Origin of the sequence: Stutzerimonas stutzeri (genome assembly GCF_024448985.1) — a bacterium.
GTDB classification, from domain to species: Bacteria; Pseudomonadota; Gammaproteobacteria; order Pseudomonadales; family Pseudomonadaceae; genus Stutzerimonas; species Stutzerimonas stutzeri_AP.
Genome location: NZ_JAMOII010000030.1, coordinates 1 through 22,111, shown reverse-complemented (window position 1 = coordinate 22,111; position 22,111 = coordinate 1). Strand labels below are relative to the sequence as shown.

The following is a 22,111-nucleotide window of genomic DNA, read 5'->3' as shown; positions in this document are numbered from 1 at the left end:
GCATGATGCTCTGCTTCATCTCGCGTTCGAGGTCGAGAATGCGCTCGTTGTGCAACTGACGGCGAATCTCGTCGGCGCCGATTTCGCGCTCGACCTCGGCCTTGATGTTGGCAAAGCTGCGCTTGGCCCGACCGATCCAGAGGCCTGCGGTGCGCACCGCGCCGGGCAGACGCTCTGGACCCAGGACGAACAGCGCTACCAGGCCGACCAGCAGCAGTTCGGTGAAGCCGATATCGAACATGCCTCAGCTCTTCTTCGTCGGGTCTTCGACTTTGCGGGCCTCGGCATCGATGGTGTGGCTCTGCTTTTCCTCGACGCTGGGCTTTTCCTCATCGGTGCCCATCGATTTGCGGAAACCCTTGATGGCGTCACCCAGATCCGAGCCCAGGCCCTTGAGGCGCTTGGTGCCGAAGAGCATGACCACGATGAGCAGAACGATCAGGAGTTGCCAGATGCTGATTCCACCAAAACCCATGCTGCATTACTCCGAAGTTGACTATCAGGATTGTGGGCGTGCGGCTTTTTCCGCATGCCCGGAGAGACCGAATCGCCGGTCGAGTTCGTCCAGTACCGCCTGTGGATGTTGGTCTAGCGCAGCCAGCATCACCAGACTGTGAAACCACAGATCAGCGGTTTCATAGATCAGCTCGCTGGCATCACCGCTGATGGCGGCATCCTTGGCGGCCAGGATAGTTTCCACCGACTCTTCGCCGACTTTCTCGAGAATCTTGTTCAGTCCCTTGTGGTAGAGGCTGGCCACGTAGGAGCTGTCCGCCGCCGCACCCTTGCGGGCCTCCAGCACCTCGGCCAGGCGGGCAAGGGTGTCACTCATGTCGGTGCTCCGCATAGATCGCGTGGGGATCCTTGAGGACCGGTTCGACGGTTTTCCAGTCGCCGTTCTCGAAGACCCGGTAAAAGCAGCTTTCACGTCCGGTATGGCAGGCGATGCCACCGATCTGCTCGACCATCAGCACGATGACGTCGGCATCGCAGTCCAGGCGCAGTTCATGCAGTTTCTGCACATGACCGGACTCCTCGCCCTTGCGCCACAGCTTGCCACGCGAACGTGACCAGTAGATGGCACGGTTCTCCGTCGCGGTCAGCGTCAGGGCTTCGCGATTCATCCAGGCCATCATCAGGACGCGCCCGGTCCTGTAGTCCTGCGCAATCGCCGGGACCAGGCCATCGGTATTCCAATTGATTTCGTCCAGCCAGTTCATCGGCTTCTCCGTGCAATGCGCCAAGTTTGCCAGCCTCGCCGACCGCTGGCTATCGGCGTACGACGATGAACAGGCCGGCCGCCAGCATCAGCCAGGCCGGCCAAGCGGCGGTTGCTGTGAAAGTTTCGGCTCCGGCTGCCAGAACCGCGCCGCCAGCCAGCAGCGATGCGCCAATCAGTCGCAGCGGCCAGCCGTGGTGACGTTCGCGCCAGGGCGGTGCGGGATTGTTGGCATGGGGCTGTGACATGTGCTCGAGCAGCTCGCGGGTCATGCCGGCCAGATGCGGCAATTGTTCGATCTGCGCGTGGGCATTCTTCAGCAACTGCATGGGACTCATGCGTTCGCGCATCCAGCGCTCAAGGTAAGGCTGGCCGGTGGACCACAGGTCCAGTTCGGGATACAGCTCGCGGCCCAGTCCTTCGATGTTCAGTAGGGTTTTCTGCAACAGCACCAGCTGCGGCTGGACCTCCATATTGAAGCGCCGCGCCACCTGGAACAGGCGCACCAGCAACTGACCGAAGGAGATGTCCTTCAGCGGCTTTTCGAAAATCGGCTCGCAGACGGTACGGATCGCCGCTTCGAACTCGTTGACCTTGGTTTCCGCCGGCACCCAGCCCGAATCGATGTGCAGCTGCGCGACCTTGCGATAGTCGCGCTTGAAGAAAGCCATCAGGTTGCGCGCCAGGTAATCCTGGTCTTCAGGCGTCAGGCTGCCGACGATGCCGAAGTCCACCGCGATGTACTGCGGGTTCCACGGCTGATGAGTGCTGACGAAGATGTTGCCGGGGTGCATGTCGGCGTGGAAGAAGCTGTCACGAAAGACTTGGGTGAAGAAGATTTCCACGCCGCGCTCGGCCAGCTGTTTCATGTCCGTGCGCTGTTCGGCCAGGCGCTTCATATCGGTCACCGGCACACCGTAGATGCGCTCCATGACCAGCACCTGCGGGCGGCACAGGTCCCAGTAGACCTGTGGGATGTAAAGCAGCGGTGAGCCCTGGAAGTTGCGCTTGAGCTGGCTGGCATTGGCCGCTTCGCGCAGCAGGTCGAGTTCGTCGTAGATGGTTTTGGCGTAGTCGTCGACCACCTCCACCAAGTGCAGGCGGCGAGCCTCGGTAGACGCGCGTTCGGCAGTCTTGGCCAGCAGGAACAGCCAGGCGATGTCTTGGCTGATGATTGGCCGCAGATTCGGCCGGACCACCTTGACCACCACTTCTTCGCCGCTGCGCAGCTTGGCGGCGTGTACCTGGGCGACCGAGGCGGAGGCCAGCGGTTTGCTATCGAATCGCGCGAATATCTCGCCCACCGATGCGCCCAGCTGCCGCTCGATCAGGGCGGTGGCAACGGCCGAATCGAAAGGCGGTACGCGGTCCTGCAGCATCGCCAGCTCTTCGGCGATATCCAGCGGCAACAGGTCGCGGCGAGTCGAGAGAATCTGGCCGAACTTGATGAAGATCGGCCCCAGACCTTCCAGCGCCAGGCGCAGGCGCGCACCGCGAGACAGCACGCTGCGGCGCCGTGGCAGCCAGCGCCAGGGCAGCAGATAGCTGGAGGTGCGTAGCCACCAGGGCATCGGCAGGTCGAGGATGATGTCGTCCAGGCGGTAGCGGATCACCACCAGCAGGATGCGGAACAGGCGGCGGGTGGCGGCGAACAGCTTCATTCGGCTTGGTCTGGTTTCAGAGATTGGTTGAGTCGCTCGACTCGGGCTTCGAGTCGGTCGAGGTCGAGTTTGAGGCGGTCGAGTTCAGCGAAGCGGGCTTCGGCCTCGGCCATGCCGACCAGCGTTCGGGACTCTTCGCTGAGGTAGTCGGCGAGATTCTGGCGCAGGCTTTCGGCGCTTTGACGTGCCCAGGCGGTCTGGCCGCGCACGCCGGAGCCAAGCAGCTGAGCGCCGACCGGACCGAGCCAGCGCGAGACTTCGTATTCCCAGTCCAGTTCGAGATCCTGCAGCACTTCGGCAAGGCTTATCAGCAGCGCACTGTCGCCCTCGATCTCAACGTCCGGGCCGTGCAGGATCGCGGTCTTGTTACGACTGGTCGCCAGACGCAACAGGCTTGCGGCGGGCGCGCGCAGACGGCAATCAGCCTCGCTGCCCCAGTCGCCAGCCAGCCGCAGTCCTTCGCTATCGGCCAGCACGAACAGGCGCCAGGCGGGCGTCGCGCAGTCGATTTCGATGACGCGACCGCTCAGTCGGGCCAGCCGCGGCAAAGCGGTAGGGTCCAGGCGCAGGACGCGGTTGATGCCGCGCTCGGCCGCGGCCAGCAGGGCTGCGCGCAACATCAGGGCTTGATGCCGCGATGCAGGGCGACGATGCCGCCGGTCATGTTGTGATAGGTCACGCGCTCGAAGCCGGCTGTGGCCATCATGCCCTTGAGGGTTTCCTGGTCCGGGTGCATGCGGATGGATTCGGCCAGGTAGCGGTAGCTCTCCGAGTCATTGGTGATCAGCTTGCCCATCATCGGCAGCAGGCTGAACGAGTAGGCGTCGTAGGCCTTGGAGAACAGCTGGTTGGTGGGTTTGGAGAACTCCAGCACCAGCAGCCGCCCGCCGGGCTTGAGCACTCGCAGCATGGAGGCGATGGCGTCTTCCTTGTGGGTGACGTTGCGCAGGCCGAAGGCGATGGTGACCACGTCGAAGTGGTTGTCCGGGAAGGGCAGCTTCTCGGCGTCGGCCTGGACGAACTTGACGTTGCCAGCCACGCCCTTGTCCAGCAGCTTGTCACGCCCGACCTTGAGCATCGAGGCGTTGATGTCGGCCAGCACCACTTCACCGGTGGGGCCGACGAGGCGCGAGAACTGCCGGGTCAGGTCGCCGGTGCCGCCAGCGATGTCCAGCACGCGATTGCCGGGGCGTACGCCGGACAACTCGATGGTGAAGCGCTTCCAGAGGCGGTGCACGCCGCCGGACATCAGGTCGTTCATCAGGTCGTATTTGGCGGCTACGGAATGGAATACCTCGGCCACCTTGTGTGCTTTCTCGCTCTCCGGCACGTTCTTGTAGCCGAAGTGGGTGATGGGCTCTGCGTCATGCTCTTTGCGGGGATCGGTCATGTCACTGTCACCGGAAGAATGTGCGGGGCATTCTAAACCTAAAAGGCAGCAGTGAGCTTCAAGCGGCAAGCCTCAAGAAGATTTGTCCGATGGGCTCGGTCGCCGTGCAGCTTGCCGGCCTCGCAGACGATGTCTTCCTGCGGTCAGTGGTGACTCCGCTCCAGGAATTCCCGCGACAGGCGCGCCACTTCATCGAGGTGGGTTTCCAGCAGCCAATGACCGCCATCCTCGAGCAGGTGCAGCTCGGCGTTCGGTAGGTCGCGCAGGTAGGCTTTTGCCGAACCTTCGGGCATATAGCCGTCGCGAGGACCCCAAACGATAAGGGTAGGGGGCTGATGGTCGCGCAAGTAACTCTGATAGCGGGGGAACCAGGCCAGGTTATCCTTGAGTCCTGCGATCACCTGCACCGCAATTTCTTTGCGACGCGGTGTCATCAGTGCCCAATGCAGATGCCACAGATCTGGCGGGATGCGCTTGGCTAGCTCCGGCTCCACCTCGTTGAGAAATTCTTCCTTGAAGCCTTCGAGGCTGACGGCGTCGGTCAGTCCGGCGCGCGCCTGTGGGGTCGGGTTGGCGAAGAAGCGTTGCAGCGCGGCGTACTTGGGTCCCAGTTCATCCTCGTAGATATCGCCATTCTGCAGGATCAGCGCGGCAATGCGCTGCGGCTGGGCGATGGCCAGGCGCAGGCCGATCTGCGAGCCGAAGTCGTGCAGGTAGAGCGCAAAGCGCCCGACGCCCAGACGTCGGGTGAAACGATCAAGGAAGTCGGCGTAGCCGTCGAAATCGTAGGAGAAATCGTCCGGCGTCGCGCTGTATCCGCAGCCTGGGAAATCCGGTGCAAGCAACCGCCAGCGGTCGGCAAGCAGAGGCATATAGGCCCTGAATTCGTAGGACGAGCAAGGGTAACCATGAGGCAGTAGAACCACAGGTGCGTTCTGCGGACCGGCGGCTCGGTAAAAGACGTCGATACCGTCAAGTTCGAGACGGTGGTGGGTAACGCGCTTGGCAGGCATGGCGAAGGCTCCCGGTAGTCGTATGTGGCGGGTCTGTTGACTACGTTCGAACCTGAGCTTTGACCGCGCGCGCGTCGGCGCGCTCATCGGTTGTGCTGCCATTGGGCAGGAAGGTTAGGGTGGCCACGGGCACGGCTGAGTGATTGCCGTGGGGGGCGCGGCTGGAGAAGCGGGTGCGCAAACCCGACGAGCGAGTATCACTTCGGCAGTTGGCTGCAGCGCAACGCAGCCTAATTTACGTTTTAGAGCATCAATTTGACCGGCGAGATATCCGGGTCGCGGGATTTGCCGGCGCTGGCCAGAGCTTGGAGGTATTCATCCCATAGCGACTGCTGATTTCGCGACAGGTGATCGAGGTAGTCCCAGGTGTAGAGGCCGCTGTCGTGGCCGTCGCTAAAGGTCAGCTTCAGCGCGTACTGTCCGGCAGGTTCCACGCCTTCCAGCGCAACGTTGATCTTGCCGGTCTGCAGAATCGGATTACCGTGGCCCTGGACCTCAGCGGATGGCGAATGCACCCGTAGAAATTCGGCCGGCAGGCTGTAGCGCTCGTCGGCGCCGTATTCCAGCTCCAGGGTTTTCGAAGCCTTGCGGAGTTTGATCTGAGTGGGGATGCGCATGGGAATACTCCGTATGAGCTTGAAGCCTTAAGCCAAAGCCGGAAGCCTGTCTGCTGCTGAACGGGTCGTGCCGCTCCCTTCTTCCAGCTTCTGGCTCCCAACTCCCTGCTGCTTTTAAAGGATATACCGCGACAGATCTTCGTCTTCCGCCAGCTCGCCGAGATGCTCGTTGACGTAGGCGGTATCAATGCGGATCGGCTCGCCGTTCTGCTGCCCGGCCAAGTCGCCGGCGCTGAAGGAGACTTCTTCCAGCAAGCGTTCGAGCAGGGTGTGCAGGCGGCGGGCGCCGATGTTCTCGGTCTTCTCATTGACCTGCCACGCGATCTCGGCCAGACGCTTGATGCCGTCCTCGGCGAATTCGATATGCAGCCCTTCGGTCTTCAGCAGCTCACGGTACTGCTCGGTGAGCGAGGCGTGCGGTTCGGTGAGGATGCGCTCGAAGTCTTCCGGCGACAGCGCCTTGAGCTCGACGCGAATCGGCAGACGGCCCTGCAGCTCGGGCACCAAATCGCTGGGTTTGGAGAGGTGGAAGGCGCCGCTGGCGATGAACAGGATGTGATCGGTCTTGACCATGCCCAATTTGGTGTTGACCGTGCTCCCCTCGATCAGCGGCAACAGATCGCGCTGCACGCCTTCGCGAGAGACATCGGCGCCGCTGGTGTTACCGCGCTTGGCCACCTTGTCGATCTCGTCGATGAAGACGATGCCGTTCTGCTCAACCGCTTCCAGGGCGCGGGCCTTGAGCTCTTCCTCGTTGACCAGGCGCGCCGCTTCCTCGTCCCGCACCAGCTTGAACGCGTCCTTGATTTTCAGCTTGCGGCTCTTCTTCTTGCCCTTGCCCATGTTGGCGAAGAGATTCTGCAACTGACTGGTCATTTCCTCCATGCCGGGCGGGGCCATGATTTCGACGCCAGCAGGGCTGTCGGCGACCTCGATATCGATTTCTTTGTCGTCCAGCTGGCCCTCGCGCAAGCGCTTGCGGAACAGCTGGCGGGTGTTGGAATCGCTGCTCTGCACCGGCTCCTCACTGAAACCGACCGGGCGCGCCTGGGGTAGCAGGGCGTCGAGGATGCGCTCTTCGGCGGCGTCTTCGGCGCGGTGCTGCATCTTCTGCACTTCCTGCTCGCGCAGCATTTTCAATGCGGCATCGGCCAAATCGCGGATGATGGATTCGACATCACGGCCTACATAGCCGACTTCGGTGAACTTGGTCGCTTCCACCTTGATGAAGGGCGCGTTGGCCAGCTTGGCCAGACGACGGGCGATCTCGGTCTTGCCGACGCCGGTGGGGCCGATCATCAGGATGTTTTTCGGTGTGACTTCCGGACGCAGTTCGGCGGACAGCTGCATGCGCCGCCAGCGGTTGCGCAGGGCGATGGCCACGGCGCGCTTGGCGTCGTCCTGGCCGATGATGTGGCGGTTGAGTTCGTGGACGATCTCGCGGGGCGTCATGGACATATTCGGTACTCCGAAAGCGGACGCGCTCAGACGGCGCTGTCCAGTTCCTCAATGGTCAGGTTCTGATTGGTGAAGACGCAGATGCTGCCGGCGATGTTCAGCGCGGTCTCAGCAATATCCTGGGCGGACATATCGTCGCCACCCTTGCGCAGTAGCGCCATGGCCGCGGCCTGGGCGAAACCGCCGCCGGAACCCATGGCGATCAGGTCGTCTTCGGGCTGCACCACGTCGCCGTTGCCGGTGATGATCAGCGAGGCGTCCTTGTTGGCCACGGCGAGCATGGCTTCCAGCCGGCTCAGAGAACGGTCGGTGCGCCAGTCCTTGGCCAGTTCGACGGCGGCGCGCACCAGGTGGCCCTGGTGTTTTTCCAGCTGGCCTTCGAAGCGCTCGAAGAGGGTGAAAGCGTCGGCGGTGGCCCCGGCGAAACCGGCCAGCACCTGACCGTGATAGAGGCGACGGACCTTCTTGGCATTGCCTTTCATGACGGTGTTGCCCAGGGAAACCTGGCCGTCGCCGCCCATGACGACTTTGCCGTTGCGGCGCACTGAAACGATGGTGGTCAAGGAAAATTCTCCACGCGGCGGGGCGATGAATGCCCGAATGCGGTTGATATGGGGGAGGCGGCGAAGCTTTTCAACAGGCCAGATTTGCGCGGTCCGCTATCCGCAGCGTAGGGGCCCGCTTGCTGGCGATCTCGAGCACCGGGACGAGTTCGCTCCGGATGCTGCGTGTCGGATGCCGCGCACGATCTCGTAGGGCCGAACTTGTTCGGCCCATGCCAAACCTGTGGGGCCGAAATGAATTCGGCCTCGGGCGAGGTGCGGCGGAGTTCGTGCCCGGCTTCAGGCCGCGGCGATTACCTTGCGCAAACGCACCGGAATCGATTTCGCCGCCGGTACCTTGCTGCGCTTGGCGTGGTGCCAGACCGGCAGTAGCACGTTGCACTCGGGGTAGTAGCCGGCGCAGCAGCCTTCGGGAATGTCGTAGGGCGTCACGCGCAGCGGCCCGACCGCGCGATGCACGCCATCGTCAACTTCGGTCACCGCCTCGATCTGGTCGCCCTCGGCCAGGCCCAGGCGGACGATGTCGTTGCGGTTCATCATGATCACGGCGCGGGTGCCGTGGATACCGCGGAAGCGGTCGTTGTAGCCGTAGACGGTGGTGTTGAACTGATCGTTGCTGCGCAGCGTCATCAGTTGCAGCACGTTGTGTCGCTCGTGGCCGCCTTCTTCGGTGTCTGGGTCCGCCGCGAGCTCAGGCGGGCTGATGAAGTTGGCCTTGCCGGTATCGGTATCCCACTTGCGCTGGCTGGCGCCCAGGGGGCGATGGAAGCCGCCCGGCTCCATCATCCGTACGTTGAAGTCATGGAAGATTTCCGGATAACTCTCGGCGATGGCAGCGCGGATCAGGTTGTAATCGCCAACCCAGGCGTCCCAATCGAGATTCGGATTGTCCACCAGCGTCGCCTTGGCCAGCCGCGCGACGATGGCCGGCTCGGACAGCAGCAACTCACCGGCGGGCTCGGCTGCCCCGCGCCAGGCCCGAATGCAGCCGGTGCTGTCTTCGGTGGTGTTGCGCTGCTCGCCGGTGGCCTGGCGATCGACCTCGGTACGGCCCAGGCACGGCAGAATGTATGACACCTCGCCGGTAACCAGATGATTGCGATTGAGCTTAGTGGACACCTGCACCGAAAGGCGCAGCTTGCGCCAGGCCGGTTCGATCTGCGAAGAGTCCGGCACTGCGCGCACGAAGTTGCCGCCCATGGCGACGAAGCCCTTGATACTGCCGTCGAGAATACCTTCGCAGGCTTCGACCGTATTCACGCCATCCTCGCTCGGCGGTTCGAAGCCGAATTGCCGGCGTAGGTTGTCGGCCGGCACCTTCGCTGCCTTTTCGGTGATGCCCACGGTGCGCTGCCCCTGTACGTTAGAGTGGCCGCGCACGGGCAAAATGCCGGCGCCTTCCTTGCCCATGTTGCCGCGCAGCAATAGCAGGTTGACCAACATCTGCACCGCCTCCACCCCATGGCGGTGCTGGGTGATGCCCATGCCATACGCGACGATCACCCGCTGGCAGCTGGCGTAGGCAGCCGCGGCGGCTTCCATCGCCGTGCGACTGAGGCCTGCACGGCGCTCCAGCACCGGCCAGGCGTAGCTGCGCACGCGCTGCTCGAAAGCCTCGTAACCGTGGGTGTGCTGCGCGATGAAATCGACGTCGAGTACCCGTGGCCTGCCAGCCGCTTGCGCCTCGTCGTCCATGGCGAGCAGGGCTTTGCAGACTCCAGTGACAGCAGCGATATCTCCGCCAATCGCCAGCTGGTGATATTGGGTGCTGATCACCGTGCTGTCCGGCGTGAGCATTTCCCTGGGTGATTGCGGATTGACGAAGCGCTCAAGGCCGCGCTCGCGGATCGGATTGAAGGTGACGATCTCGGCGCCGCGCTCGCGGGCAGCTTGCAGCTCGTGGAGCATACGCGGGCTGCTGGTGCCGGTGTTCTGGCCGAAGAAGAACAACCCATCGGTCTTCTCCATGTCGTTCAGGGTGACGGTCGCCACCGGCACGCCGATGCTCTCTGGCAGCGCCACCGAGGTGCTCTCGTGGCACATGTTGGAGCTGTCCGGCAGGTTGTTGGTGCCGTACATCCGCGCCAGCACGCCATACATGTAGGCGGTTTCCAGCGAGGCCCGGCCGGACATGTAAAAGACCACCTGGTTGGGGTCCGCCATGGCTTTCAGTTCCTGGCCGATCTCGGCGAAGGCCGCATCCCAGCTGACCGGCTTGTATGTGTCGCTGGCGGCGTCGTAACGCATGGGGTGGGTCAGGCGGCCCTGCTGTTCCAGATCGAAGTCGGTCCAGTTGAGCAGCTCGGCGACGCGGTGGGCAGCAAAGAATTCCGGGCCGCAGCGGCGGCTGGTGTTTTCCCAGGCTGTGGCCTTGGCGCCGTTCTCGCAGAACGACAGGGGCCGCGACGGGTGCGGCTTGGCCCAGGCGCAACTGACGCAGGCGAAACCATCGATGGGTTTGTTCTGCTTGAGCAACAGCGAGGCGCCGGCCAGCGGTATCTTCTCGCGGATCAGGATATTGGCGACCGAATAGGCCGAACCCCAGCCGCCGGCAGGTGCGTGGTAGGGCTTGAAGGTTGGCTGGCTCACGTCGATCTCCTGTGCTCTTGTTATGGAGGCGCATGAAGTTACGACGTGGGGACTAAGTGATCGTTCACCCTTATCGGTACTAGGGTTATACGGCTTGTTACAAGCCTTATTGCAATGCGAAATCCAGCTGGCGCCAGGCTTCGTAGACGGCCACTGCCACCGTGTTGGAAAGGTTCAGGCTGCGGCTGTCGGGCCGCATCGGTAGGCGCAGTCGCCGTTCGTTGGGTTGTGCGTCGCGGATTTCCGGTGGCAGTCCGCGGCTTTCCGGGCCGAACAAAAAGGCATCGCCGCGCTGGAACTGCACTTGATGAAAAGGCTGCGAGCCTTTGGTGGTGAACGCGAACAGGCGCGTCTGGCCGATGCTAGCTAGGCAACTGCTCAGATCGGCGTGGCGTTGCAGCGGCGCGTACTCGTGATAATCCAGGCCCGCCCGGCGCAAGCGTTTGTCGTCGAGCTCGAAGCCCAGCGGTTCGATCAGGTGCAGGCTGCAGCCGGCATTGGCGCAGAGCCTGATAATGTTGCCGGTATTCGGCGGAATTTCCGGCTGGAAAAGGATCACATGGAACATGCGCGTCACCGACTCTGAAAACGACCGGCATTCTACTGCGGCAGGCGACCCTGCGCCGCACGATCCGCGACCTCGTCTGCGTCGGCGCTTTTTCGCCTCGCTGGTGCTGATCGGGCTGCTGGTAGGCGCTATGATCGGGCGGGTCACGGCGCCGGGGCCGGTGCAGTTGCTGCGTGCCGAGCCGATCGCCGGTGGGCTGCAGCTGTGGTTCGATCGCGAGCCGGAGCTCTACAGCCAGGACGTGGATGGGGCGGTGGGCATGTTGTTCCAGGCGCAGGGCAGCGCCGAGGACGGACGGCTTGATATCGGCGGCACCAATGTGGGTTGGCGCCTGCAAACGACGGAGAACGGATTGTTGCTGCACTTCGTGGCAACCAGGCCCTTGGTGGCCGAGTCGGATGGCCAGGAAGTCGACGGTGACTGGCGGTTGGACGTGCGGGTCGCACCGCGCTGATGGCGCAACCCGGTATGTATCGGTCGGTCAGTTGTCTTCGCCTTCGTCGTCTTCGCTACCGTCCACGCCCATCCCCAGCTCCTTGATCTTGCGCGTCAGGGTGTTGCGCCCCCAACCCAACAGCAGAGCGGCGTCGCGTCGCCGTCCGGCGGTGTGTCGCAGGGCTGTTTCGATCATGATCCGCTCGAATGCCGGCACCGCTTCGTCGAGCAAACCTGATTGGCCGCGTGCCAGTGCAAGATCGGCCCATTGATGCAGCGCCTGTTCCCAGTTATGCGCCGGTAGGGCGTCGGCAGGCTGATTGAGCAGCTCCGGTGGCAGGTCGCTCACATGCACTTCGCGCCCAGAGGCCATAACCGTGATCCAGCGGCAGGTGTTCTCCAACTGACGCACGTTGCCGGGCCATGGCAGGTTCTGCAGATATTCCTCGGTCTCACTCTTGAGCAGCTTGGTCTCGACGGCCAGCTCCTGCGCGGCCCTGGCTAGGAAGTGCTGCGCGAGCGTCGGAATGTCTTGGCGTCGATCGGCCAAGCGCGGGATGTGAATGCGAATGACGTTCAGGCGGTGGAACAGGTCTTCGCGAAACTTACCGGCCTGTACCAGCGTTTCCAGGTCCTGGTGCGTCGCGGCAATGATGCGAACATCGACCCGAACCGGCGTGTGACCGCCGACGCGGTAGAACTCGCCGTCGGCGAGCACGCGCAGCAGGCGGGTCTGGGTGTCGGCCGGCATGTCGCCGATCTCGTCGAGAAACAGGGTGCCGCCATCGGCCTGCTCGAAACGCCCACGGCGCTGGTTGGCGGCGCCGGTAAAGGAGCCTTTTTCGTGGCCGAATAGCTCCGACTCCATCAGGTCCTTGGGAATCGCCGCCATGTTCAGGGCGATGAATGGCGAAGCGGCGCGCGGGCTGTGGCGGTGCAGGGCATGGGCGACCAGTTCCTTGCCGGTGCCTGACTCACCGTTGATTAGCACGGTGATGTTGGAATGCGAAAGGCGGCCGATGGCACGAAAGACTTCTTGCATGGCAGGCGCCTCGCCGATGATTTCCGGCGTGTGGTGGCGGCTGACGGGCTCCTTGAGCTGCTCCTGTTCTTGCGCGTGCTGATGGGCGCGCTTGACCAGCGACACCGCATCGTCGACATCGAATGGCTTGGGCAGGTACTCGAATGCGCCGCCCTGGTAGGACGCCACTGCGCTGTCCAGATCCGAATGGGCGGTCATGATGATCACCGGCAGACGCGGATAGTGCTCACGGATCTGCGATAGCAGGTCCAGGCCGCTGATGCCCGGCATGCGGATGTCGGAGATGATCACATCTGGTTGCTGCCGCGCCAGTCGGCTCAGCATGCCGTCGGCGCTGTCGAAGCTCTGCGTGGCCATGCCTTCCTGCTGCAGGGCCTTTTCCAGTACCCAGCGGATGGAGCGATCATCGTCGACGATCCAGACGTTTTCACTTTGGCTCATGCTGATGGGCTCCTTGTTCCAGCGGCAGGAAGATCGAGAACGCGGTGTGCCCCGGATGGCTCTCGCATTCGATCAGGCCCTGGTGCTGACTGATAATGTTCTGGGTGATAGCAAGCCCCAGGCCGGTGCCGTCGGGACGCCCGCTGACCATGGGGTAGAAAAGCGTGTTCTGCAATTCGGCCGGGATCCCAGGACCGTTGTCGATGAACTCGATGCGCGTCACCAGGCGGTGGCGGACGTGCCCGATGGTGAACTGACGCAGTGTGCGGGTACGCAATGTCAGGCGGCCCAACCCCAGTTCCGTCTGGCCGGCAAGTGCCTGCATGGCGTTGCGCATGATGTTGAGCACGGCCTGGATCACCTGCTCGCGATCTAGCAGCACCTCGGGAATGCTCGGGTCATAATCGCGCACCAAAATGAGGCGACCCTGGCTTTCTGCCTGGATCAGGCTGGCGACATGTTCGAGCACTTCGTGAATGTTAGTCATCGTCAGGGATGGCAACTTGTTCGAGCCGAGCATCCGGTCGACCAGGTTCCGCAGGCGGTCGGCTTCCTCGATGATTACCTCTGTGTAGTCCTTCAAGTGTTCCTCGGGCAGCTCCCGCGCAAGCAGTTGCGCCGCGCCACGGATACCGCCGAGTGGATTCTTGATTTCGTGGGCCAGGCCCCGGACCAACATTCTTGTGGTCTCGTGTGTGGACAGCTGCGCCTCCTCCTTGGTTATGCGCAGCAGTCGATCACGCGGCAGCACCTCCAGCAGCAGCATGGTTTCCTGGCGGGTCAGCATCGGCGTGACCGCGTAATCCACGGTCAGCGTCTGGCCGTTGGTAGAGGTCAGCGTTGCCTCGCGCTTGGTAAAGGGGTGTGCCTGTTCGACGGCTTGGCGCAGAGCCGCCAGCGCTTCGGGCGATTCGGTGAAAAGTTCGCTGATGAACTGGCCGTGGCTACGTTGGCCACTGACCGCCAGGAGCATCTCCGCTGCTGGATTCATGTACTCCAGGCGCAAGCGCGAGTCGAGCAGCAGGGTCGCGGTGGTCAGGTTCTCGATCAGCAGGCGCTGTATGGCTTCGTTGATCATGGCTTTCTGCATCCGTTAGGTCTTACGGCAAATGCAAGAAGCAAACCAATCAGACTGTGTGAAAAATACAGCGCTCGGTTATGCCGCGTTAAAAACAGGCTCGGATGCGAGCCCAGTCGGAATGCTCATTTACAGCTCGTAAACTCGCGTGCGAGCCCAGCCCGCTTCCTCGCCTGTTTTTGTGGGGACGCCTAGTTCTTGCCTAACCTTTGCTCGCTACATTTTCACACGGGCCGCAAGGCGCCCTTTTTTTCATGCGGGCGCCGTCTACCCCGACGCTCCAAAGCAGAGCATGGCAGCGAGGCGGTGGAGCGAGGTAGGCTAATGCCGTCTATGCACCATTGCAGTGCATAGAATGGTCACAGAAAGGGCACGAAGGGAATATCTTTCTTTTCCTTGGGTTTGTCCTTCAGCGGACATTCGGGCCGCACGCCGTATTCGGCCTTTTTGCAGGGGTTGGCCATGCGCCGCTGCACAAGAGAGGTGCGCAGGAGATGAAAGGTGCGAGGTGGGCTGCTTTGCAGTGTCTGCCCCTCGCCGTCGATTACCTCCACGATCAGCTGGTGGCTGCCGCGGTCGAGGTTCCCTAACGCGAAAACGGGCTCGCTGCTAGGCGACGCGGCCGGGATGCCATCGAGCAGGAGGCGGTAGAAATGGCCGGGCTGCAAGGCGGGATCGCTGGTGACGTGGACGGTTAGTTCGCCGGCATTGTTGCGCAGCGTAGTGTCGTGTTCAGGCTGAACGATTTCGAGCAGCTGGTAAGTGAACTTAATTTCGCGCGGCGCCTTGCTTGGCCTAGCCGGTGGCGCCGTCGGCTGAGCGGGCATGCTGTTGATTGGTCTAGTCTCGACCGGTTCGGCTGCCCGACCACCGGGGCGGTCGGTGAATACGCGTTTGCCATGCTCGTCGATGTACGTATACACGCCAGCAGTAGCAGGCATGGCAGCAGTCAAGAGCAGGACGGCCAGTAACGGCTGAACAATCTTCAAGATGCTGGCTTCGGTGTTGGTTTCGGCGCAGGTGCCGGGCGCAGCGCCGGGCTGGATGTGTTGACCCGTTGCACGGTGAATTCTTCAGCGCTGCGCTGTACTACCTGATCACCATTTAGCACCTCGACTTCCAGCAGGTGGGTGCCGCGATCGACATTGCTTAGCTGTAGCGATGTATTGCTACTCGGCGCCGCCTGGGGGATGCCATCGAGCAGAAAGCGTATTCGGTGTTCCCGGCGCAGTGGAGGGTTGAGCTGGGCCGTGACGACGAAAGTGCCATTGTTGGCGCGCAGCGCCTGCTCATCGGGAATCCCGCCGATCGTCAGGCTTCGGTAAGGCTGCTGCTGTTCGCCCTGTTGGTCATCAGGCAGTGGCGGCGGTGGCTCGGGCGTCTTGATATTCACGGTATTGGCTGGAGGCAACTTCACCGCGTCCGCCGCAACGCCGTCCGGCGGCTGGTTGGTGAAGACGGTGTTGCCCTTGTCATCGGTGTATTTGTAGATCTGCGCCAAGGCGGGGGCCGTGACGAGTATGAGCAGGCTGAACAATGCGATGCGCATGGGGGAGCTCCGCAGGGTGGGATGCGGCAAGCCTACATCGCCCAGGTTTCCAGGCAAGTCTGTTTGGTGGGATTTGCGAACGCCGGCTTAAAGCTGCCGAAACGAACAAGGCCTCCCGAAGGAGGCCTTGTCGTCATGCCGGAGCCTGGATCAGACGCTGTAGTACAGGTCGTATTCCAGCGGATGCACGAAGGTGCGGACCTTGATTTCTTCCTCGCTCTTGAGCTCGAGGTAGGCATCGATGAAGTCATCGCTGAACACACCGCCCTTGGTCAGGAACGCGCGGCCCTTGTCGAGTTCTTCCAGGGCTTCCTTCAGGCTGCCGCACACCTGCGGGATCAGCTTGCCTTCTTCCGGCGGCAGATCGTACAGGTTCTTGTCAGCTGCATCGCCAGGGTGAATCTTGTTCTGGATGCCGTCCAGGCCAGCCATCAGCAGTGCGGCGAAGCACAGGTAGGGGTTGGCAGCCGGATCCGGGAAGCGCGCTTCGATACGGCGGGCTTTCGGGCTGGACACGTACGGGATACGGATCGAGGCGGAACGGTTACGGGCCGAGTAGGCCAGCATCACTGGTGCTTCGAAGCCCGGAACCAGACGCTTGTAAGAGTTGGTCGACGGGTTGGTGAAGCCGTTCAGCGCCTTGCCGTGCTTGATGATGCCGCCGATGAAGTACAGAGCGGTCTCGGACAGGCCGGCATAGCCTTCGCCGGAGAAGGTGTTCTTGCCATCCTTGGAGATGGACATGTGCACGTGCATACCCGAGCCGTTGTCGCCGTACAGTGGCTTGGGCATGAAGGTCGCGGTCTTGCCGTAGGCATCGGCGACGTTATGCACGCAGTACTTCAGGGTCTGAACTTCGTCAGCCTTGGCGACCAAGGTGTTGAATTTCACACCGATTTCGTTCTGACCAGCGGTGGCCACTTCGTGATGGTGCACTTCAACGACCAGACCCATTTCTTCCATGGCGTTGCACATGGCGGTACGGATTTCATGGTCGTGGTCGCACGGCGGAACCGGGAAGTAGCCACCTTTGACGGCTGGGCGGTGCCCCTTGTTGCCACCTTCGACGTCCTGGTCGGTCATCCAGGAGCCTTGCTCAGAGTAGATCTTGAACATGGAGCCGGAAATGTCGGACTTGAACTTCACTTCGTCGAAGATGAAGAACTCCGGCTCCGGGCCGACGAACACGGTGTCGCCGATGCCGGTGGACTTGAGGAATTCTTCGGCGCGCTTGGCGATGGAGCGCGGGTCGCGGTCGTAGCCCTGCATGGTGCTCGGCTCGACGATATCGCAGACCAGGATCAGGGTCGGCTCTTCGGTGAAAGGATCCAGCACGGCGGTTTCATCGACCGGCATCAGGATCATGTCGGAAGCTTCAATACCCTTCCAGCCATGGATGGAAGAGCCGTCGAACATCTTGCCATGTTCGAAGAAGTCTTCATCGTGAGCATCACGAGCCGGAATGGTGACGTGGTGCTGCTTGCCCTTGGTGTCAGTGAAGCGCAGATCAATCCACTTCACATCGTAATCTTTGATCAGTTGAAGCGACTTCGACATGGTGTTCTCCAAATAGTGGAAGCGCTGACAGGGGATGCTTCCGAAGCAGGGTGAAGCCGGGCGGCGATGTTCCGCCAAGGCAACCTGCCTCACAAGAGAGCAAATTGCATGCCAGTGCTCCGTCTTGGGTCCGGGCGCCTGAAATTGAAGGGCTGTTGTAAACGTCGGTGTCTCGGTGATGCGTGCTGTCCGCTTTGTGCACTTAATTGGTGCGTCGCTTTCTGGCTTTGTTCAATTTAAGTGCAATTGCAGGTCTGGAGAAAACTGACTAAAGCTTGATCAGTTCCGCTATACTCCGCCCCCCTCTTTTTACGCCATATCGGCGCGCGCTGTTACATGAAGCTGATCGTCAAGGTTTTCCCCGAAATCACCATCAAGAGCCCGCCGGTGCGCAAGGGCTTCATTCGTCAACTGGCGAAGAACATCCGCGCCGTGCTGCGCGACCTCGATCCCGAACTGCGGGTGGAAGGCGTGTGGGACAACGTTGAGGTGGAAACCGTGCGCAGCGAGCCAAAGCTGCTGCGCGAGATGATCGAGCGCCTGCGCTGCACGCCGGGCATCGCTCATTGCCTGGAAGTCCATGAGTACCCGCTGGGCGATCTGGACGATATCGTCGAGAAGTGCAAAGCGCACTTCGCCGACCGGCTGGCCGGCAAGATATTCGCCGTTCGCTGCAAACGCGGCGGCAAACATCCGTTCAGTTCGATGGATGTCGAGCGCCATGTCGGCAGTCGTTTGCGTGAGGAGTGCGGCGCTGCGGGAATTTCGCTGAAAGCGCCGGAAATCGAAGTGCGGATGGAAATTCGCGACCAGCGTCTGTTCGTCATCCATGCCCAGCATGACGGCATCGGCGGCTATCCGCTGGGTGCGTTGGAGCAGTCCCTGGTGTTGATGTCTGGTGGTTTCGACTCCACCGTCGCGGCTTATCAGATGATGCGCCGCGGGTTGATGACGCATTTCTGCTTTTTCAACCTCGGTGGCCGCGCCCATGAGCTGGGCGTAATGGAAGTCGCCCACTATTTATGGAAGAGATACGGCAGCTCGCACCGTGTGCTGTTCATCAGCGTGCCGTTCGAGGAAGTGGTCGGCGAGATCCTCGAGAAAGTCGACAACAGTCAGATGGGCGTGGTGCTCAAGCGCATGATGCTGCGAGCGTCCACGCAGATCGCCGAGCGCCTGCACATCGATGCGCTGGTCACCGGCGAGGCGATTTCCCAAGTCTCCAGCCAGACGCTGCCTAATCTTTCGGTCATCGACTCGGCCACCGACATGCTGGTGCTGCGCCCGCTGATCGCCGCGCACAAGCAAGACATCATCGATACCGCGTTCGAGATCGGCACCGCCGAGTTCGCCAAGAACATGCCTGAATATTGCGGCGTGATCTCGAAGAATCCGACCACCCGCGCCAAGCGCTACCGCGTCGAGCACGAAGAAAAGCAGTTCGACATGCAGGTGCTCGAGCGCGCTCTGGAAAATACCCGCCAGGTCGCCATCGACCGAGTGATCGACGAGCTGGGCGAAGATATTCAGGTCGAGGAAGTAGTCGAGGCGACAGCCAGTCAGGTCATCCTCGACATCCGTCACCCCGATGCGGCCGAGGACGAACCTCTGCAACTTCCTGGCATCGAAGTGCAAACGCTACCCTTCTATGCGCTGAATAACCGTTTCAAGGAACTGGATGCCAATCGCCAGTACCTGCTGTATTGCGATAAAGGTGTCATGAGTCGCCTGCATGCTCATCACCTGCTGAGCGAGGGGCATGTCAATGTGCGCGTTTATCGTCCGAGCTAAACAGCCCGGCCTGCTGGGCGGCAGTATCCGTCACCGCCCTCCCGACCCGCTTCGTGGCTGTATTGCCGCGACATGTCGTTAACGATCTGTACTTCTTTCATCTGATTTTTCGCGTTGGCCGCTCGATGCATTTGCAGAGCAGCCCGACCCAACTACGAGACCACTACTGTGATCGAGAATCTACGCAACATCGCCATCATCGCCCACGTTGACCATGGCAAGACCACCCTGGTCGACGCCCTGCTGCGTCAGTCAGGCACCCTGGAGCGCAGCGAGCTCAACGACGAGCGCGTGATGGACAGCAACGACCAGGAAAAAGAGCGTGGCATCACTATCCTGGCGAAAAACACCGCCATCAAATGGAGCGGCTACAACATCAACATCGTCGACACCCCCGGCCACGCCGACTTCGGTGGTGAAGTGGAGCGCGTGATGTCGATGGTCGACTCCGTGCTGCTGGTGGTGGACGCCCAAGACGGCCCGATGCCGCAGACTCGTTTCGTGACCAAGAAGGCATTCGAAGCCGGCCTGCGTCCGATCGTGGTGATCAACAAGGTCGACCGTCCGGGCGCACGTCCGGACTGGGTCATGGACCAGATCTTCGACCTGTTCGACAATCTCGGCGCCACCGAAGAGCAACTGGATTTCCAGGTCGTCTACGCCAGTGCCCTGAATGGCATTGCTGGTCTCGACCACAGCGACATGGCCGAAGACCTGACCCCGCTGTACCAGGCCATCATTGACCACGTACCGGCCCCGCAGGTCGATATTGACGGCCCGTTCCAGATGCAGATTTCGGCGCTGGATTACAACAGCTTCCTCGGCATCATCGGCGTGGGCCGCATCGCCCGTGGCAGGGTCAAGCCGAACACCCCGGTGGTGGCCATCGACGTCGACGGCAAGCGCCGCAACGGTCGTATCCTCAAGCTGATGGGCCACCACGGCCTGCACCGCGTCGACGTTGAAGAAGCCACGGCCGGTGACATCGTCTGCGTCAGCGGCATGGATCAGCTGTTCATCTCCGACACCCTCTGCGACATCAACAACGTCGAGGCCATGAAGCCGCTGACCGTCGATGAGCCGACCGTTTCCATGACCTTCCAGGTCAACGATTCTCCGTTCTGCGGCAAGGAAGGCAAGTTCGTCACCAGCCGTAACATCAAGGAGCGCCTGGACAAGGAGCTGCTCTATAACGTGGCCCTGCGCGTCGAAGAAGGCGATTCGGCGGACAAGTTCAAAGTCTCCGGTCGCGGCGAGCTGCACCTGTCGGTACTGATCGAAACCATGCGTCGTGAAGGCTTCGAGATGGCCGTGGGTCGTCCAGAAGTGATCATCCGCGAAGTCAATGGCGCCAAGCACGAGCCGTTCGAGAACGTCACCATCGACATCCCTGAGGAAAGCCAGGGCAAGGTCATGGAAGAGATGGGCCTGCGTAAGGGCGACCTGAGCAACATGGTCCCGGATGGCAAGGGCCGTGTTCGCCTGGAGTACAACATTCCGGCCCGTGGTCTGATCGGTTTCCGTAACCAGTTCCTGACCCTGACCAACGGCGCAGGCATCCTGACCTCGATCTTCGACCGTTACGACGTAATGAAGTCCGGCCACATGTCCGGCCGTCAGAACGGCGTACTGGTTTCGATCGATACTGGTAAGGCGCTGACCTACTCGCTGGAAACCCTGCAGGCGCGCGGCAAGCTGTTCGTCGAGCACGGCCAGGAAATCTACAACGGTCAGATCGTTGGCCTGAACAGCCGTGATAACGACCTTGGCGTAAACCCCACCAAGGGCAAGAAGCTCGACAACATGCGCGCTTCGGGCAAGGACGAAACCATCGCCCTGGTCCCGCCGGTCCGCTTCACCCTTGAGCAAGCACTGGAATTCATCCAGGACGACGAGCTCTGCGAAGTCACGCCGAAGTCGATCCGTCTTCGCAAGAAGATCCTCGACGAAGGCGAGCGTAGCCGCGCTGCGAAGAAAGCCAACAAGGCTTGATTCCCGCTTAGCTGCAGCAAAAAGGCGCCTTATGGCGCCTTTTTGCTGCGCGCAATACGCTGACATCTCATCTGCTTTGCGTTTGGTTCCGTCCTCGGAAAACTAAATTGTCCTGAAATGTGAGCCCGTTGCGCTTCTGCAGCCGCCTTTGGACTGGCGGTAGTTGTGCGTAGCGGCACATCGCCTCAGTATCGCCGCCCTCCGCTTTACCGAACCAAGGATGGTTGCGATGCTCCCGCTGTTGTTCGTCGCTTTTGTCTCAGTCTTTTTGTTCTTCGCGGGCTCCGCGTCAGCCCAGGTTCCACCCTCTGGCACGCCGCTTCCCGGCGAACGCGACCTCATTCGTGATCGCCAGGAGCGACTGTTAGATCTGCAACGCCAACGCCTGGAAGACTTGCAGCAACTGCCTGGGCGCGATGCCGTCGAACCCGAACAGGTACAGGATGACCAGCGCTGCTTCGACATCCACACCATCAGCCTCAAGGGCGCCACCCTTGTTTCAGCGCAGCAGCAAGCGACACTGGTGCAGCCTTATCAAGGTAAATGCCTGGGCGCCAACCAGCTCAACGCGCTGCTGAAAGCGATCACCCAGTTCTATATCGACCGCGGCTACGTCCTAAGCTCCTGACTCATTCCACGGCAACGAAGTTTTTCAAAGGTGATGAAGCGGTTCAGCACTTTGGAAAGCATGGTTCGGAATTGATGGATGCATTTGGTCGGAGTTCTTATAATCTTAAGAGCTATCTACATGATGCAAATCATGTAATTAAAAACGGAACATTTGTTCCTGAGATGAATGGTTATGTAAGGCTGATTGGTGGCGAAGGAAGTGCTAAATAAGGGTTTGTAGGCTTGGATAGGGCGACAGGAAATATAACTACATTCCATGTCAAGTCTGTAAGTGAATTGGCAAGAAAAGCACCTAGTTTAAGGTTTTCTAAATGATAGTTAAGCGGTGTGAATGGATTTCGAAAGATGCGCAAGAGGCAATATTGACAATTGGTGACGAAAATTTTGAGTGCGTGGCTTTTTCTCACCCATGCAGCATGCAGGTGGGAGATCGCCTGCGCGAGCCTTTGCTTGCCATCTCGATTATGGGGGTAACCAAGGAGGAATTAAATGCTCAGCTAGACATGCAGCATTTAGGG

At 61.2% G+C, this 22,111-nt stretch carries 22 protein-coding genes; 4 read left to right on the top strand and 18 right to left on the bottom strand.

Translation table 11 applies throughout. The features are described 5' to 3' along the window. From tatB to trmL, 13 genes are all read right to left on the bottom strand, one after another. The coding region (tatB, locus tag NA647_RS19115; protein WP_256059095.1) for a Sec-independent protein translocase protein TatB at window positions 1-241 on the bottom strand (241 nt) is incomplete at its 3' end. A 3-nt stretch (window positions 242-244) separates the two neighbouring features. Further along, entirely contained in the window at window positions 245-475 is a 231-nt protein-coding gene (gene tatA, locus NA647_RS19110) for a twin-arginine translocase TatA/TatE family subunit (RefSeq protein ID WP_256059094.1), read from the bottom strand. A 24-nt stretch (window positions 476-499) separates the two neighbouring features. After that, a complete protein-coding gene (locus NA647_RS19105) occupies window positions 500-832 on the bottom strand; it encodes a phosphoribosyl-ATP diphosphatase (protein WP_131649420.1) in 333 nt (110 codons plus the stop codon). Further along, on the bottom strand, window positions 825-1,220 hold the full coding sequence (gene hisI / locus NA647_RS19100; protein ID WP_256059093.1) for a phosphoribosyl-AMP cyclohydrolase: 396 nt from the start codon (window positions 1,218-1,220) through the stop codon (window positions 825-827). Before hisI ends, NA647_RS19105 begins: the two co-directional genes overlap by 8 nt. Before the next feature lie 49 nt (window positions 1,221-1,269). Continuing rightward, window positions 1,270-2,880, bottom strand: coding sequence for a ubiquinone biosynthesis regulatory protein kinase UbiB (gene ubiB / locus NA647_RS19095; RefSeq protein WP_256059092.1), 1,611 nt, complete (start codon window positions 2,878-2,880; stop codon window positions 1,270-1,272). Next, window positions 2,877-3,500: a ubiquinone biosynthesis accessory factor UbiJ gene (locus NA647_RS19090; RefSeq protein WP_256059091.1), complete on the bottom strand. Its 624-nt coding sequence runs from the start codon at window positions 3,498-3,500 to the stop codon at window positions 2,877-2,879. Before NA647_RS19090 ends, ubiB begins: the two co-directional genes overlap by 4 nt. Continuing rightward, window positions 3,500-4,270 (bottom strand): bifunctional demethylmenaquinone methyltransferase/2-methoxy-6-polyprenyl-1,4-benzoquinol methylase UbiE, encoded by a 771-nt coding sequence (gene ubiE, locus NA647_RS19085; RefSeq protein WP_256059090.1) that lies wholly within the window; start codon window positions 4,268-4,270, stop codon window positions 3,500-3,502. The genes NA647_RS19090 and ubiE overlap by 1 nt, the downstream gene beginning before the upstream one ends. A 143-nt stretch (window positions 4,271-4,413) precedes the next feature. Beyond that, complete coding sequence (locus NA647_RS19080; RefSeq protein WP_256059089.1) at window positions 4,414-5,283, bottom strand: alpha/beta fold hydrolase; 870 nt, start codon at window positions 5,281-5,283, stop codon at window positions 4,414-4,416. A gap of 242 nt (window positions 5,284-5,525) precedes the next feature. Beyond that, entirely contained in the window at window positions 5,526-5,900 is a 375-nt protein-coding gene (locus NA647_RS19075) for a gamma-butyrobetaine hydroxylase-like domain-containing protein (protein WP_256059088.1), read from the bottom strand. Window positions 5,901-6,014: 114 nt separating this feature from the next. Continuing rightward, the gene (hslU, locus tag NA647_RS19070; protein ID WP_256059087.1) at window positions 6,015-7,358 is read right to left on the bottom strand and encodes an ATP-dependent protease ATPase subunit HslU; all 1,344 of its coding nucleotides are present in this window, start codon (window positions 7,356-7,358) and stop codon (window positions 6,015-6,017) included. Between the two features lie 26 nt (window positions 7,359-7,384). Continuing rightward, complete coding sequence (gene hslV, locus NA647_RS19065) at window positions 7,385-7,921, bottom strand: ATP-dependent protease subunit HslV (RefSeq protein ID WP_131649428.1); 537 nt, start codon at window positions 7,919-7,921, stop codon at window positions 7,385-7,387. A gap of 279 nt (window positions 7,922-8,200) precedes the next feature. Next, complete coding sequence (locus NA647_RS19060; RefSeq protein WP_256059086.1) at window positions 8,201-10,510, bottom strand: FdhF/YdeP family oxidoreductase; 2,310 nt, start codon at window positions 10,508-10,510, stop codon at window positions 8,201-8,203. Window positions 10,511-10,616: 106 nt separating this feature from the next. Continuing rightward, the gene (gene trmL / locus NA647_RS19055; protein ID WP_256049706.1) at window positions 10,617-11,078 is read right to left on the bottom strand and encodes a tRNA (uridine(34)/cytosine(34)/5-carboxymethylaminomethyluridine(34)-2'-O)-methyltransferase TrmL; all 462 of its coding nucleotides are present in this window, start codon (window positions 11,076-11,078) and stop codon (window positions 10,617-10,619) included. Here trmL and NA647_RS19050 point away from each other — a divergent pair. Beyond that, the gene (locus tag NA647_RS19050; RefSeq protein WP_256059085.1) at window positions 11,077-11,532 is read left to right on the top strand and encodes a hypothetical protein; all 456 of its coding nucleotides are present in this window, start codon (window positions 11,077-11,079) and stop codon (window positions 11,530-11,532) included. The two genes, trmL and NA647_RS19050, sit on opposite strands and share 2 nt — an antisense overlap. A gap of 27 nt (window positions 11,533-11,559) precedes the next feature. Here the strand turns inward: NA647_RS19050 and ntrC are convergent, their stop codons facing one another. The 5 genes from ntrC to glnA form a co-directional block, all read right to left on the bottom strand. Beyond that, entirely contained in the window at window positions 11,560-12,996 is a 1,437-nt protein-coding gene (gene ntrC / locus NA647_RS19045; protein WP_256059084.1) for a nitrogen regulation protein NR(I), read from the bottom strand. Next, window positions 12,983-14,074: a nitrogen regulation protein NR(II) gene (gene glnL, locus NA647_RS19040; protein ID WP_256059096.1), complete on the bottom strand. Its 1,092-nt coding sequence runs from the start codon at window positions 14,072-14,074 to the stop codon at window positions 12,983-12,985. Before glnL ends, ntrC begins: the two co-directional genes overlap by 14 nt. A 359-nt stretch (window positions 14,075-14,433) precedes the next feature. Beyond that, the gene (locus NA647_RS19035) at window positions 14,434-15,063 is read right to left on the bottom strand and encodes a DUF4124 domain-containing protein (RefSeq protein ID WP_256059083.1); all 630 of its coding nucleotides are present in this window, start codon (window positions 15,061-15,063) and stop codon (window positions 14,434-14,436) included. Beyond that, window positions 15,060-15,623: a DUF4124 domain-containing protein gene (locus NA647_RS19030; protein WP_256059082.1), complete on the bottom strand. Its 564-nt coding sequence runs from the start codon at window positions 15,621-15,623 to the stop codon at window positions 15,060-15,062. Before NA647_RS19030 ends, NA647_RS19035 begins: the two co-directional genes overlap by 4 nt. Window positions 15,624-15,773: 150 nt before the next feature. Beyond that, window positions 15,774-17,180: a glutamate--ammonia ligase gene (gene glnA, locus NA647_RS19025; RefSeq protein WP_256059081.1), complete on the bottom strand. Its 1,407-nt coding sequence runs from the start codon at window positions 17,178-17,180 to the stop codon at window positions 15,774-15,776. A gap of 336 nt (window positions 17,181-17,516) precedes the next feature. Between glnA and thiI the strand changes: the two genes are divergently transcribed. The 3 genes from thiI to NA647_RS19010 all read left to right on the top strand — a co-directional run bounded on the left by thiI (window position 17,517) and on the right by NA647_RS19010 (window position 21,591). Next, complete coding sequence (gene thiI, locus NA647_RS19020; RefSeq protein ID WP_256059080.1) at window positions 17,517-18,971, top strand: tRNA uracil 4-sulfurtransferase ThiI; 1,455 nt, start codon at window positions 17,517-17,519, stop codon at window positions 18,969-18,971. A gap of 168 nt (window positions 18,972-19,139) precedes the next feature. Next, entirely contained in the window at window positions 19,140-20,963 is a 1,824-nt protein-coding gene (typA, locus tag NA647_RS19015) for a translational GTPase TypA (RefSeq protein ID WP_256059079.1), read from the top strand. 229 nt (window positions 20,964-21,192) lie between these two features. Further along, window positions 21,193-21,591: a POTRA domain-containing protein gene (locus tag NA647_RS19010; RefSeq protein WP_256059078.1), complete on the top strand. Its 399-nt coding sequence runs from the start codon at window positions 21,193-21,195 to the stop codon at window positions 21,589-21,591. Window positions 21,592-22,111 lie beyond the last annotated feature (520 nt).

Bases quoted from the DNA above. Each gene is read 5' to 3' on its own strand.
- hslU (WP_256059087.1), bottom strand. From the start codon at position 7,358: ATGTCCATGACGCCCCGCGAGATCGTCCACGAACTCAACCGCCACATC.
- trmL (WP_256049706.1), bottom strand. From the start codon at position 11,078: ATGTTCCATGTGATCCTTTTCCAGCCGGAAATTCCGCCGAATACCGGC.
- glnL (WP_256059096.1), bottom strand. From the start codon at position 14,074: ATGATCAACGAAGCCATACAGCGCCTGCTGATCGAGAACCTGACCACC.
- NA647_RS19030 (WP_256059082.1), bottom strand. From the start codon at position 15,623: ATGCGCATCGCATTGTTCAGCCTGCTCATACTCGTCACGGCCCCCGCC.
- NA647_RS19090 (WP_256059091.1), bottom strand. From the start codon at position 3,500: ATGTTGCGCGCAGCCCTGCTGGCCGCGGCCGAGCGCGGCATCAACCGC.
- NA647_RS19010 (WP_256059078.1), top strand. From the start codon at position 21,193: ATGCTCCCGCTGTTGTTCGTCGCTTTTGTCTCAGTCTTTTTGTTCTTC.
- NA647_RS19105 (WP_131649420.1), bottom strand. From the start codon at position 832: ATGAGTGACACCCTTGCCCGCCTGGCCGAGGTGCTGGAGGCCCGCAAG.
- ubiE (WP_256059090.1), bottom strand. From the start codon at position 4,270: ATGACCGATCCCCGCAAAGAGCATGACGCAGAGCCCATCACCCACTTC.
- NA647_RS19080 (WP_256059089.1), bottom strand. From the start codon at position 5,283: ATGCCTGCCAAGCGCGTTACCCACCACCGTCTCGAACTTGACGGTATC.
- ntrC (WP_256059084.1), bottom strand. From the start codon at position 12,996: ATGAGCCAAAGTGAAAACGTCTGGATCGTCGACGATGATCGCTCCATC.
- thiI (WP_256059080.1), top strand. From the start codon at position 17,517: ATGAAGCTGATCGTCAAGGTTTTCCCCGAAATCACCATCAAGAGCCCG.
- ubiB (WP_256059092.1), bottom strand. From the start codon at position 2,880: ATGAAGCTGTTCGCCGCCACCCGCCGCCTGTTCCGCATCCTGCTGGTG.
- NA647_RS19075 (WP_256059088.1), bottom strand. From the start codon at position 5,900: ATGCGCATCCCCACTCAGATCAAACTCCGCAAGGCTTCGAAAACCCTG.
- tatA (WP_256059094.1), bottom strand. From the start codon at position 475: ATGGGTTTTGGTGGAATCAGCATCTGGCAACTCCTGATCGTTCTGCTC.
- glnA (WP_256059081.1), bottom strand. From the start codon at position 17,180: ATGTCGAAGTCGCTTCAACTGATCAAAGATTACGATGTGAAGTGGATT.
- hisI (WP_256059093.1), bottom strand. From the start codon at position 1,220: ATGAACTGGCTGGACGAAATCAATTGGAATACCGATGGCCTGGTCCCG.
- NA647_RS19050 (WP_256059085.1), top strand. From the start codon at position 11,077: ATGCGCGTCACCGACTCTGAAAACGACCGGCATTCTACTGCGGCAGGC.